The organism is Hymenobacter terrigena (assembly GCF_054776515.1).
In genome coordinates this window covers 47,713-61,231 of sequence record NZ_BAAHBU010000002.1, presented here as the reverse complement: position 1 = coordinate 61,231, position 13,519 = coordinate 47,713, and the positions used below count along the sequence as shown (strand labels likewise).

At 60.6% G+C, this 13,519-nt stretch carries 8 protein-coding genes; 3 read left to right on the top strand and 5 right to left on the bottom strand.

Annotated elements, in window-relative coordinates; genetic code table 11:
- Positions 1–97: 97 nt before the first annotated feature.
- The 4 genes from ACYU7Q_RS07245 to ACYU7Q_RS07230 form a co-directional block, all read right to left on the bottom strand.
- Complete coding sequence (locus ACYU7Q_RS07245; protein ID WP_460608775.1) at positions 98–1,909, bottom strand: DUF885 domain-containing protein; 1,812 nt, start codon at positions 1,907–1,909, stop codon at positions 98–100.
- Positions 1,910–1,969: 60 nt separating this feature from the next.
- A complete protein-coding gene (locus ACYU7Q_RS07240; RefSeq protein ID WP_460608774.1) occupies positions 1,970–2,536 on the bottom strand; it encodes a hypothetical protein in 567 nt (188 codons plus the stop codon).
- A gap of 174 nt (positions 2,537–2,710) precedes the next feature.
- Positions 2,711–3,253: a T9SS type A sorting domain-containing protein gene (locus tag ACYU7Q_RS07235; protein WP_460608773.1), complete on the bottom strand. Its 543-nt coding sequence runs from the start codon at positions 3,251–3,253 to the stop codon at positions 2,711–2,713.
- Positions 3,254–4,307: 1,054 nt separating this feature from the next.
- Complete coding sequence (locus ACYU7Q_RS07230) at positions 4,308–6,527, bottom strand: T9SS type A sorting domain-containing protein (RefSeq protein WP_460608772.1); 2,220 nt, start codon at positions 6,525–6,527, stop codon at positions 4,308–4,310.
- 299 nt (positions 6,528–6,826) lie between these two features.
- On the opposite strand from ACYU7Q_RS07230, the gene ACYU7Q_RS07225 reads away from it, so the two are divergent.
- From ACYU7Q_RS07225 to ACYU7Q_RS07215, 3 genes are all read left to right on the top strand, one after another.
- Positions 6,827–9,925: a glycoside hydrolase family 3 N-terminal domain-containing protein gene (locus tag ACYU7Q_RS07225; RefSeq protein ID WP_460608771.1), complete on the top strand. Its 3,099-nt coding sequence runs from the start codon at positions 6,827–6,829 to the stop codon at positions 9,923–9,925.
- 118 nt (positions 9,926–10,043) lie between these two features.
- Entirely contained in the window at positions 10,044–10,706 is a 663-nt protein-coding gene (locus ACYU7Q_RS07220) for a hypothetical protein (protein WP_460608770.1), read from the top strand.
- Between the two features lie 76 nt (positions 10,707–10,782).
- Positions 10,783–12,408 carry a 3-(methylthio)propionyl-CoA ligase gene (locus ACYU7Q_RS07215; protein WP_460608769.1) on the top strand — a complete coding sequence of 542 codons (1,626 nt, stop codon included), beginning with the start codon at positions 10,783–10,785 and terminating at the stop codon, positions 12,406–12,408.
- 114 nt (positions 12,409–12,522) lie between these two features.
- Here ACYU7Q_RS07215 and proC read toward each other — a convergent pair whose 3' ends face one another.
- Positions 12,523–13,323, bottom strand: a complete 801-nt coding sequence (gene proC, locus ACYU7Q_RS07210) for a pyrroline-5-carboxylate reductase family protein (protein WP_460608768.1) — start codon at positions 13,321–13,323, stop codon at positions 12,523–12,525.
- Positions 13,324–13,519: the final 196 nt, after the last annotated feature.

Genomic DNA, 13,519 nt, shown 5'->3' with positions numbered 1-13,519 from the left:
GCTGTAAATAATCCAGTTTTTGTTGGGAGACGTGAACTTAAAAGCCCGTCATGCTGAGTCGAAGCATGACGGGCTTTATTCAACCCTCAACCGTTGGCTATTGCTTCTTCGCCCAGGCGTCCATCTTGGTTTCGAGCACGGCCAGCGGCATCACGCCATCTTTCAACAGTTCGTCGTGGAAGTTGCTGAGGGAGAATTTGCTGCCCAGCTGCTTCTCGTAGCGGGCGCGCAACTCCTGAATCTTCAGCTGGCCAATTTTGTAAGACAGCGCCTGGCCTGGAATGGCCATGTAGCGCTCAATGGCGGCCGTGTCGTTTTCCTTGTTGTCGGGCGTGTTATCGAGCATGTAGTCAATGGCTTGCTCACGGGTCATCTGGCCGGTGTGCAGGCCGGTATCTACCACCAGGCGCACGGCGCGCAGCATCTCATCGCTCAGTGCGCCAATGTACTGGTAAGGGTCTTTGTAGAGGCCAAGCTCCTTGCCCAGGCTTTCGCAGTAGAGGGCCCAGCCCTCGGTCATGGCCCCGTAGCCGGCAAACTGGCGGAACTTGGGCAGGCTGGTATTTTCCTGCTGCAAGGAAATCTGGTAGTGGTGGCCCGGAATGGCCTCGTGCAGAAACAGCGACTCCATGCCCTGCGTCACGTTGTACTCGGCCGGCTTGGACAGCGGCACGTAGAAAATGCCCGGCCGGGTGCCATCCGGCGAGCCCTGGTTGTACTCCGCCGACGCCGACGCCTCGCGGAATTTTTCCGTTTCCCGGATTTCGAACGGCGATTTGGGTACGCGGCCGAACATCTTTTTCAGGCTGGGGTCGATGGTTGCCTGAATTTTGCGGAATCCGGCCAGCACTTCCTCGGCCGTTTTGAAGGGCATGGCCTTGGGGTTGGTTTTCAGGCTCTCGAAGAACTGGCGCAACGTGCCCTTGAAGCCCAATTGGGTTTTCATGCGCTCCATCTCGGCGCGCAGGCGGGCCACTTCGCGCAGGCCCAGGGCGTGGATTTCGGCCGGGGTTTTGTCGGTCGTGGTCCAGTAGCTGGCGTAGTAGCGGTACATTTCCGGCCCGCCGGGAATGGCATTGATGCCGCTGGTGGGGCGGGCTTTGGGCAGGTATTCATTGGCCAGGAAATCGCCGAGCTTCTTATACGTCGGTACAATCTCCGTCAGAATGGCCTTCTTATAATCCTCCGTGATGCGCTTCTTATCGGCATCCGAAAAGTCTTTCGGGAAAGCGTTTATCGGCCCGTAGAACAGCGACTTGGTGGGGTCAGTCACCACCATGGTTTTGTCACGCATCTGCGGAATCATCTTCTCCACCAAGGCTTTGGGCAGCACCACGCCAGCCTTCATGCCGCGCCGAAAATTGCCAATGGCCGAGTCGGCCCACACCGAGAAGCCGCGTACCCGGCCCAGCCAGTTGTCGTAGTCCTTCACGGTTTTGAACGGCTGGTTGCCCTGTCCCGAGCCAAACTGCCCCATGCTGATGGGCAGGCCCCAGAACTGCTGAAACGGCATCATCCAAGTATTCAGCTTCAGCCCGTCGAGTCGCTGCTTGAGGTCGTACTGAAAGATATCATAGCTGATGCGGTCGTTGTCGTCCAGTTTCGCCCGGTCAAATTTGCCCAGCCGCGTCAGATAGTCCTGGTAAAACGTGCGCAGCGTGTCCCGAAATGCCTGGGTCTGGTCGTTGGGCAGCAGGTCGTTGAAGCGGTTGTCGCCCTGGGCCGTGGCCGAGAGCGGGTCGAGCCGCGACTGCCGCTCCCAGAAGCTGGCGAACAGGCCGTTGATGCCTTTGGTGGTATCAGTGGCCGCGCTGCTGGTGCTGGTGGTAGTGGTTTCGGTGGTTTTGGTCTGGTTGCAGGCCGACGTGAGGGCGGCCGCGACGAGGCCGGCCAGGGCAATTTTTTTCATAAGCGAATGGGAATGTGCCGCAAGCTACGAAACGGCTGCATGCCCACGTATCAACCGGCCCTACCGCGCCGGCGCACTCCCGGCATGAGCCGTTAACCGGGCCACGGCCAGGCGGCCCAGTTCCGGTGCAATGCGCCCGCGCGAGTAGCTTTTCACGCGGCGCGGCATCCCGATAACTAGCGTGCGGTCGGGCAGGCGCACGTAGAGGTCGCCGTGGCTGTCGTCGTAATACGCCTCGCGGCCCAGGCCTGCCACGGGCACCATGTTGCGCCGGCGCAAGTCATTGCCTGCCTGCGCAATCTGGAAGGCGGCGGCCGGCCGGAACGATACCGTTACCACGGCATCGGGGCTGGCGGGCTGGTCGGCTTCCACAAAGCGGCAGGCCTCGCCCTGGGCTTGCTGCTGCACGGGGCGGCCGGTCAGGCTGGCTACCTCGCCGGGCGTGAGCAGGCCGCAGGCCTCCGTTGGCAGCGTGGCAGTAGTATCAGCTTGCACGGCGGTGGAACGGCTGGTGCCGCCGCTGGATTGCTCCAGCGGGGCCTGGCCGCTACAAGCCCCCAGCCACAAGGTGCCAGCCAACGCCAGCAGTCGGCCGCCCGGTCCAGAGAAGAGAATAGGAATGCGCATAAAACGAGTAGTGAAAGGCGTTGATATTAAGTGTTATCTACGTTGACAGGCCAAAAAAGGCAATGTCGGTTTCACTAATACTATAGCACAAAAAAGCCCCGCCCCTACACAGAGTAGGGGCGGGGCGTAATCGTCAGAGCGGGCCTTTGGGGCTGCAATGGCCCGAGCGGAGCGTTACTCGCGCAACAGGCGCTGGGTGTGGCGGCCGGCAGCGCCGCTCATTTCCAGGAAGAAGGCGCCTTTGGGCAGGCTGGTGATGTCGAGGCGGTCATTGTCAGTGGCCTTGCCGCTGAGCAAGGTCTGGCCCAGGGCATTGAAAATGCGGTACTGCACCGCGCCCACCCCGGCGGGCAGGATGAGCTGATTGGCGCTGGGATTGGGATAGAGCGCTACTTTGGTACTGGCTTCGGCTTGCACAACGGCCACCGGCGAAAAGCTAGAGGTGCCATCGGCGTCGACCTGCCGCAGGCGGTAGTAGGAAGTGCCGGTCAGCGGGCGGCTGTCCACGAAGGAGTAGTCGTGCGCCATGGTGGTGCTGCCCTGGCCTTTTACCGTGCCAATGGTGCTGTATTCGTCGCCCGTGGCGCTGCGCTGAATCTCAAAACGGTCACTGTTCTTTTCGGTAGCCGTGGCCCAGCTCAGGTTCACACCTGTGCCTTTGGCGGTGGCCTCGAAGCGGGTGAGTTCAACGGGGAGGGGGGAACCCGAAGAAATCACAATGTTATCAACAAGTACAGTGGACTTTCGAGCAGCTGTAACGACGATGGTTAAATCAACTGTTGTTCTGGCCGTAAAATTAGGAAGATTTACGACGAACTTACCGACTATATTAGTCGGATTAGTTTTAGATTCTACAACAGTTCCTAATGCCGGGTAAGTAGTAGTGTACGTGCTGCCACTGCCAATAGCAAAGGATGGGTCGGCGTTATTAACGGAACTACCGGTTACTGTTAATACTCTGACAGCGGCTGCCCCATTAAGCGATACATCTGCAGTCAAGCTATTGTTTTGATTGAAACCACCACCACCTTGCCCACCTTGACCTAGGTCAAAAGTTATTTTATTGTTGGTGGAATTTGCTTGAAATACCTGCGTGTCAAGAAGTATTGGGATAGAATTAGGGGTGGAGCTGGCATTGTTGTCGGCCACACCGAATGCACCAGCAGGCGTGGTACTATATACAAAACCTGTCGAAAAATAGCCGGCGGTGTTCTGGTTAGTCGCTTTAGTGATGTCAGCTGCCAAATCAGTTCCGTACGTGTTTCGCGTAATTGCAGCACCTGAAAAATCCTGGGTTCTCGAAAGAATTTGCGCAGAAACGCTGTACGAACCAAAGAATAGAGCAACCGCTCCTATCAGAAAGGAACTTGACAATGTAGAGAAAAAGCGGTTAAGTGTAGAAGTAAGCATTGGCTATTGTTGTTAAAAGGTAAAAATCCAATATAAGTTGGCAATTTATGCTGATTCTAAATAAGGTGCACTATGACTTTTGTATATTAAAGATAAATTGATATTATTTTAGATATATGTGCCTAATTTAATTGTTTTAGTACAATAAATAGGAGTGCCATCAGAATAGGCTTTGTAAAAGCACGGCACGACCTGCTAAAACCAGGGACAGGCAGATAGCAACACCGAGGGTAATGCATGAGAAGTATATACCAATTAGAGTGAAAAAGGAGGTTAATTTCCCTGATTAATAAGAGTATGCGATGAAAAAAGCCCTGTTCCGATTACAGGAACAGGGCTTTTGGGAGTGATATGAAACCGCTTATTCTCGCACCAGGCGCTGCGTGGTGCTGCCGCCGGCCCCGGTCAGCTCCAGAAAGAAGGGGCCTTTGGCGAGCATGCGCAGGTCGAGCTGGTCGTTGCCGGTGGCCTGACCGCTCAGCACGGTCTGCCCCAGGGCGTTGAGCACGCGATAGCGCACGGTGCCCACCGTGGCCGGCAGTGAAACAGTGCCCGTGCTGGGGTTGGGGTACACGGACACTTCGCCGCGCAGCTGCACGGTGGCCACGGGCGAAAACGTGCTGGCCCCGTCGGTATCGACCTGGTGGAGGCGGTAGTAGGAGAGGCCCGCCAGCGGATGGCCGTCCACGAAGGCGTATTCGTGGGGGTTGCTGCTGGTGCCCTGGCCCTTCACGCTGCAAACGGGCTGGAAGTTTTCGCCATTGGCGCTGCGCTGCACCTCAAAATAGTCGCTGTTTTTCTCCGTGGCCGTGGCCCAGCTCACGGCGACGCCCTGCGTTTTGACAGTGGCATCAAAATGCGTGAGCTCCACGGGCAGCGGGTTCACGGCGGTGGAAAACGGGTTAGCCTGATTGTTCAGATTCAGCGCGCCCAGCGCAAAATACGTGGCCGAGCCGGTGGTGAACCCCGTGAGTGAATTCGAGGTCAGGGTGCCGCTGACGCCGGGGCCGCCGGCCGCGCCGGCCGGGCCGGTGTTGGCCGAGCGCCCCATGGTGCTCCAGGAGCCGCTGGTGCCCTGCCGCCGGGCCACCACCAGGCTTGTGCTGCCCGGCACGTTCACGTAGTCGTCGGGGCCGAAGGAAAGCGTGACGGTGGCGGTGGTATTGGTGGCCGAAGTACTAGACGAGGTGATGCTGTAAGCGCGCTTAAACGACACTCGCTGCAGCGTGCCCGTCACCGTTTGCCCGGGGTTCCCTTCAAACTGCTCGACGGTGTAGGTAGCGGCCGAATTCTGGTCGGTGGTCCTGAGCGTGAGGGGGCGGTAGGCCGCGCCTTTGCCAACTGGGAAAACCCAGGTGCGGGTGGTGCTGTTGGCCGATGGCGTGGAGCGGGCCAGCGGGCCATTCACGAAGCTGGTGGCACTGCCGCCCGTTACCGTAGCGTTTGGGGACAGGGTGAGCAGGGCCGTGGCGCTGGTAGTCAGCAAGCCCCGGGTCAGGAGCAGAGCGTTGTCGACGGTGAGGGCACGGGTGAGCGTCACCCCGGCCGGGTTGTCGATTTCAAGCTGCGCGTTCTCGCCAAAAACCACCGACCCGACGCCGCTGACGGTCTTGGCAACCGTGCCATTCAGCGTCACCGGCCGCGTCGAGCTGGGGTCAAACATGAGCATTGCGCTGTTGTTGGTAAGGCTGATATTTCCCCCGATGCTGGTGCCGTCCGTATTGCGCGCGTTCAGCGACAGGTTGCCGGTGCCGCTAAGCGTCAGGTTGTTGCGAATGAGTAGATTGATGAATCCCCCGATGGTGCGGTCGCTGGTACTTTCATACGATAGGTTGCCATACGACCGGTCAGTGGATAAAGAAGAGCCCCCAAAATTACCCGCGAGGTAACGGTAGGTGCTGCCGTCCGAAAAGGTGGCGAAGCCGTAAGGGTCATCGGAATTGGTCGCATTCTGCTGGTAGGTAGCCCCCGCCTCAAACACGGCCATGCCGGCGGTCGTCCCAAAGGAATCGCCGTTCATCCGGCCGGTGACAACGAGGCTGCCACCATTCGTAAAGTGCACCGAACCCTCACCGCCCCGAAACTCGTGGAGTGCGTTGGAACTGCTGTTGCCGCCCGAGCTGGTGAAGGTGATGGTGCCGGCAATGCTGGCCGTGACGGCGGTATTCAGCTGGAAGTACACCGCCGCGTCATTGAAGTCGCTGACCACGCCCACCACCGTGAGCGACGAGCCGGCACTTACCACAAAGTCATCGCCCGCGCCCCCGCCCAGGGTGATGGTGCGGATGGCGTTCTGGCTGGTATTGAGCGTAGCCGCAACGTTGCTTGTGAAAGATAACTGCTTGATTGTCTCGGTTAAATCCATGGTGGCGGTGGGACTGCCGCCGCTGAATATTAGCACGTCGCCGCTGTTGCGAGTGGTTCGCGCCGTGCCCGTGCCATCGGTAGCCGTGTTCCAGCTGGTTGAGGCACTCCACAGAGCCCCCGACCCGCCTCGCCAGTAGTAGGTCTTCTGCGCCTGCGCCTGGGCCGACAGCAGGAGCAGAAAGCCGATGAATACCCAGGCTGCTATGGGTGTCAATAAATGGAAACTGTTAGAAATCAGCCGGTCCGGTGTTTTTGTAGTTCTGTTCATAGTTGTATTGGGTTTGTTATATATTACAAGTAAGTAATATTTATTCTTATTATAAAATATTTTTAATATTTAATTGTATTAACCGCCTAACAGTTGGCTTAATTATCTCCGGGCCCGGGCGAACCGGACGGAAGGCCCCGAAGCTGGGCGTAGCGGGCGGTTGCGGGTTCATACCGTTCAACTGCCGACTTTTGCAGCGCCCCGTATGCGTGGTCGTCCCCTTTGTCGCTCAGCTCTTGTTGTTAATGAAGTACCTGTTCTTGTTCTGGCTGTTTGCCTTCCCACTGCTGGCCGGCGCGCAGCAGCACCCCGCTTCCCACCCAAAAAAGCCGTCTGTGGTGCGCAAGGCGGTGAAAAAAACGGTCTTAGCTCCCACACCGGCCAATGCGCCGGCCTTCACTCGTTACCTGCATTCGCCCTGGGTCGATAGCCTGATGCGGGTGCTCACGCCCGACCAGCGCGCCGCGCAGCTCTTCATGGTGGCCGCGTATTCCAACCGCACGCGGGTTTTTGAGGACTCGGTTTCGACCCTTATCAAGCAGTATGGCATTGGCGGGTTGATATTCTTTCAGGGTGGCCCGGCCCGGCAGGCACGCCTGCTGAACCGCTACCAAAGCCAATCTAAAGTGCCGCTGCTGGTGGCCCTGGACGGCGAATGGGGCGTGGGCATGCGCCTTGATAGCGTGGTGAAATTCCCCTACCAGATGAGCCTGGGCGGCGAAACCGACACCACGCTGCTTTATGATATGGGCCGCGAGGTGGCCCGACAGTTCAAGCGGCTGGGCATGCACGTCAACTTTGCGCCGGTGGTCGATGTGAATAACAACCCCGCCAACCCGGTTATCGGCTTTCGGAGCTGGGGCGAAAACCCGGCGGCCGTGGCCCGCGACGGCCGCCAGTACATGCGCGGCATGCAGGACGCCGGCATCTTGGCCGTGGCCAAGCACTTCCCCGGCCACGGCGACGTAGACGCCGACTCGCACCTGGCCCTGCCCACCGTGCGCGTCGACCGCCGCCGGCTCGATACGCTGGAACTGCCGCCCTTCCGCAGCCTCATCGCGGGCGGGCTGGGCGGCATGATGGTGGCCCACCTCAACGTGCCCGCCCTGGATACCGTGAGCGGCCCGAGCACGCTCTCTAAGCCCATTATCGAAGGGGTATTGCGAAATGAGATGGGGTTTAAAGGCTTGATTTTCACCGATGCCATGAACATGCGCGGCGTCATCAGCAAGTTTCCGCCCGGCGAGGCCGATGTGCGCGCCATCATGGCCGGCAATGACATTCTGGAGTTCAGCAAGAACATTCCATTGGCGCTGAAGATGGTGCGCGTGGCCGTGGACAGCGGCCGGATTTCGCAAACCGAAATTGATGAGCACTGCCGCCGTGTGCTGGCCCTCAAGCAGTGGTCGGGCTTGAACCATTACCGGCCCATCGATACCAAAAACATCTACGAAGACCTCAACGGTCCGCACGCCCAATACCTCAGCCACCGACTCACTGAGCTGAGCATCACGCTGCTACGCAACCAGAAAAGCCTGCTGCCGCTCCAGCGCCTCGATACGTTGCGCATTGCTACGCTGGTGCTGGGCGGCTCCCCGCGCGACACTACCGACTTCCAGAAAGCGGTGGCCGACTATGCGCCGGCCGCGCATTTCCACATCGCCGCCACGGCCTCGCTCGATGAATTGATGCAGCTGCGCGCCGCCCTCAAGCCCTACAACCTGATACTGGTGAGCCTGCAAAGCCTGGGCCGCTTGCCTGCCACCAGCTTCGGCATCACGCCGGAGGATAACATGCTGCTGCGCGAGCTGGCCGACCAGAAGCAAATGCTGGTGCTCAGCGTATTCGGCTCGGCCTACGCCGTGGCCAAGGTGCGCGATTTGGACCGCGCCGCCGCCGTCGTCATGGCCTATCAGGAAAGCCCGAATGCGCAGAACCTAGCCGCGCAGGCCATTTTCGGCGGCATCGCGGCCACCGGCAAGCTGCCCGTGACGGTAAGCGACCGGTACCCGCGCGGCTTTGGTCTGCGCACGGCTGGGAATTACCGGTTGCGCTATGCCAACCCCGAGGACGTGGGCATGGACGGCCGCCTCGAAGCCCGCGTGGACAGCCTGGTGGGCCGGGCGCTGGCGGCGCAGGCGTTTCCGGGGGCGCAGGTGCTCATTGCCCGGCGCGGCACGGTGGTGCTCCGCAAAAGCTATGGCAACCAGACGTATGCGGGTGAGGGGATAGGAGATGGGGGAAATGGGATAGGGATAAGGAAAAAAGGAAAGGTTGGCAAACCCGTAGCCCCTGTCCCTTCTTCCTTATCCCCAAGCGTGCCGCGCCCGGTGAAGGACGACGACCTCTACGACCTGGCCTCGATGACCAAGCTGCTGGCCGCCACGCCCGCGCTGATGCGCCTGGAAGCCGACCATAAATTCAGCCCCGATAGTGCGATGGGCAACTATTTTCCCTTTCTGCGCGGTACCAACAAGGCCGGCCTGAAAATGCGCGACGTGCTGGCCCACCAAGCCCGCCTCAAGGCTTTTATCCCCTTCTGGAAGGAATTCGTGAAAAAAAACGGCAACCTGCGCCGCCGCTATTTCCGGGCCGATTCGTCGGGCCGGTTCCCGTTGCCGGTGGCCCAAGGCATTTGGGGCCGCAAGAAGCTGCCGGCCCGCATCTATAAAGAAATAGGGGAGTCGCCGCTGAATGAGAAGCCGGGCTACGTGTATTCGGACTTGTCGTTTGTGCTGTACCCGGCACTGGTGCAGGCCCGCACCGGGCTGCCGCTCGATGCTTTTTTGCAGAAGGAAGTATATGGGCCGCTGGGCGCTACCACGCTGGGCTTCCGGCCTCTCAACCGCTTTCCGGTGGCGCGCATTGTGCCCACCGAAGTCGATTCGGCGTTTCGGAAGCAGCTGGTGCATGGCACGGTGCATGACGAGGGCGCGGCCCTGCTGGGCGGCCTCTCGGGCCACGCCGGCCTGTTTGGCGATGCCAACGACGTAGCCAAGCTCGCCCAGACCTACGCCTGGGGCGGGCGCTACGGCGGCCAGCAGCTCTTCGACAAAGCCGTGCTGACCGACTGGACGCGCTGCCAGTTCTGCCCTGATAACCGCCGCGCCCTGGCCTTCGACCGTCCCGCCGCCAACCCCACGGTGAACTCGGCCAAAAGTGCCTCGCAGCGCAGCTACGGCCACACCGGCTTCACGGGCACCTACTTCTGGGTAGAGCCGGCGAAGGACCTCGTGGTGGTGCTGCTTACCAACCGCGTACACCCCACGCGGCGGAATAATAAGCTGGGCGATTTGAGCGTGCGTTCGAGCCTGTTGCAGTTGGCCATTGAGGCAGCGCGCTAACGGACCTCGACGCAGGCCGGCACTGAAGTCGGATACAAAAGCTTTAACTTACCCGAGCATTTCCACCCAGCTTCAGTCGATGCTTTCCTTCCGTACCGCTTCCGCTAGTTGCTTTCTGATGTTAGCCGTCGTGGGCTGCGGCAAAAAGGAAACGCCCGAATACCGGCTATCCGCTGAGCAGCTGGCGTGGCAGCCGTACCACGTGGGCGAGGTGCTCCGGTTCGGGCAGGCGCGGAGCAGTAAGGTGCGTACGTTCACCATCCGGGAAATTGATGACCGCATGCTGACGCTCTGCAATCATTGCGGAGGCGGTATCAATTTAGGCCCCGGTAGCTCATCCACCTTGCAAAAAGTTAGAGTCGATGTGTTTCGCACCGACACCGTGCGCTACGTTCGGAGCGCCAGCAGCACGCCCACCCGGCCCGACTCCATTGCCCTGACCCAGGGAGACACCTTGCTGGAAATGGGGGTCGATGACAATGACGGCGATGGCCCGGTAGTCGTGCAGACTCGCCTTTATTGGGATTTTGGTTTTGAGAACTCCTTGCCGGTGCAGGAAGCCGTGACCGGAAAAGCGCTGCCCGATACGACAGCCCATTTGCTGCCTTCATTTCAGGTAGGAGGCGTTGCTTACGGCCCGGTTATTCAGGTTTCGAATAGCCTTTATGCCGCCGCCAATTCCTTGCCCCGGACCAAGCCCGTCCGGCGGGTTTATTATGCGAAAGGCGTGGGTGTTGTAGCCTTCCTGGAAGGGGGCACCCTGTGGTACCGCCTCCCATAAAAAAGCGGGCGGAAGCTTGATGAGATGCAGGGCGGCCGGTGTACCTTACGGCCCTACATTCCCACCCCGAACCTCTATGTTAGGATTGATGATGGCCGAGCCGCTGCGCGTGGCCACAATTATCGAGCACGCCGCCAAGTGGCATTCCGATACCGAAATTGTGTCGCGCCGGCCCGAGGGCGGCATGCACCGCTACACCTACGCCGACGCTAACCGCCGCAGTAAGCAACTGGCCCAGGCCCTGCTGAAACTCGGCATCGAAAACGGCGACCGGGTGGGCACCCTGGCCTGGAACACGCACCGCCATTTCGAGCTGTATTACGGCGTGGCCGGTATCGGGGCAGTGTGCCACACCATCAACCCGCGCCTGTTTCCCGAGCAGCTGGTGTTCATCATCAACCACGCCGAGGACCGGCTGCTGTTCTTCGACCTCACCTTTCTGCCCCTTGTGGAGCGCCTGGCCTCCGTGTGCCCCACCGTGGAAAAATGGGTGCTCATGGCCGGCCCCGAGCACCTGCCCGCCGCCTCCGAGCTGCCCGGCCTGTGCAGCTACGAGGACTTACTGGCCGCCGAAACTGGCGACTACGACTGGCCCAGCTTCGACGAAAACACCGCCTGCTCGCTCTGCTACACCTCCGGTACCACCGACCAGCCCAAGGGCGTGCTCTATTCGCACCGCTCCACGGTGCTGCACGCCTTCGGCATTTCCTTGCCCGATGCGCTGAGCTGCTCGGCCTCGGACGTGATTATGCCGGTCGTGCCCATGTTCCACGTCAACGCCTGGGGCTTGCCCTACGCAGCTCCGCTCAATGGTGCCAAGCTGGTGCTGCCTGGCGCGGGCATGGACAGCGCCAGTTTGTTTGAGCTATTTGAAACCGAGGGCGTCACGTTCTCGGCCGGGGTGCCCACCATTTGGCTGGCGCTGCTGCAATTCATGCGCGAGGGCCAGCGCCGTTTCAGCACCCTCAACCGCACGGTGGTGGGCGGGGCCGCCTGCCCTCCGGCCCTCATGAAGGCCTTCGAGGAGGAGCTGAACGTGACCATCATGCACGCCTGGGGCATGACGGAAACCAGCCCGCTGGGCACCACCGCCCGCCTCAAGGGCAAGCACGCCGGCCTCAGCCCGGCCGAGAGTCTAGCCCTGCGGGCCAAACAGGGCCGGGCGGTGTTCGGAGTCGATATGGAGATTGTGGGCGACGACGGCCACGCGCTGCCCCACGACGGCGTAGCCTTTGGCGACCTGCTAGTGCGCGGCCCGTGGGTGGTGCGCGACTACTTCCGCACGGCCACGCCCGGCGAGCTCACGGCCGACGGCTGGTTCCGCACCGGCGATGTGGCCACCATCGACCCCGACGGCTACATGCAAATCACCGACCGTTCGAAGGACGTCATCAAATCGGGCGGCGAGTGGATTTCCAGCATCGAGCTCGAAAACCTGGCCGTGGCCCACCCCGCCGTGGCCGAGGCCGCCGTCATCGGCGTACCCAGCGCCAAATGGAGCGAGCGGCCCCTGCTGGTAGTGGTGCGTCGCCCCGGCATGGAGGTTTCGGCCGAGGAGATGCTGCATTTCTTCCGGGGCCGGGTGGCCAAGTTCTGGGAGCCCGATGCCGTGGAATTTGTGAACCAGCTGCCCCACACCGCCACCGGCAAAATCCTCAAAACGCAATTGCGCAAGGATTTCGCGGGGTATTCAGTAGCGTAGCTTCTGTCATCCTGAGCGCAGCGAAGGACCTTACTACATCTACCTCGATTGCATTAATGCAAGCTGTTCAGTCGTGGTAAGGTCCTTCGCTGCGCTCAGCATGACGGGCGTTATTTACCGCCCCAACTCCTCTGCTCTATCCCGCGCCGCGCCGGCCCCGGCCATGAGGCCCTCGCGCACCGCGCCCGCCCCGAAGGCACCCAGCGCTGCCTCCGTGGTGCCGCCTTTGGAGGCCACTTTGGCAATCCAGTCCTGGCAGCTCAGGCCCGATTGCGAGTAGAGCTCCACCGCGCCGCGAAACGTCTGGCTCACCAGCAGCTCGGCTTCGGCTCCGCTGAAACCCATTTGGGCGGCCGCCGCCATCAGGGCTTCCATGCAATAGTAAACGTAGGCCGGGCCGCTGCCCGAAATGGCGGTGCTGGCATCAATGGCGCTTTCGTTTTCGACATAAATCGTCTTGCCAGTAGTGCTCAGTAGGTTTTGCACCTGCACCAGCTCGGCGCGGGTTACCTCGTCGGTGCTGGTGAAGGCCGTCATGCCCATGCCAATCTGGGCCGGCAGGTTGGGCATGGCGCGGATGATTTTGGGCGTGCCCAAGGCTTCGCGCAAGGTATCAATCCTTACCCCGGCCATGATGCTGAGCACGAGCTGCTGCGGCTGCACCAGTCCCTTCAGCGCCGCAAAGAGGGCAGGAGAGTCCTGTGGCTTCACGGCCAGGATGAGGATGTCGGCCCCCGGCACGCACTCGGCTGGCGTGCCCCAGACGGTGCCGATTTCGTGGGCCGCCAGAGCCGGCACCCGCTCGGGCGAGCGGGCCAGCAGGCGCAAATCGAGCCGCGAGGTGATGTGGGCGCGCACGAAGCTGCGGGCGTAGGTCAGGCCCATGTTACCGCCGCCGATGATGAGGATTTTCATTGTGCAAAGGTCGTTTTGAATATCCCAAAGAACGGCACGGTAGAAGGAACGTCAGAAAAACAGAACGTCGAAAAGCAGCCCGTCATGCAGAGCGCAGCGAAGCATCTTTACCGCTCAACCTAATCCAATCGATGGGATTAGTGGTGGCGGGCAAGATGCTTCGCTGCGCTCTGCATGACGGGCTGCTTATTCTCAG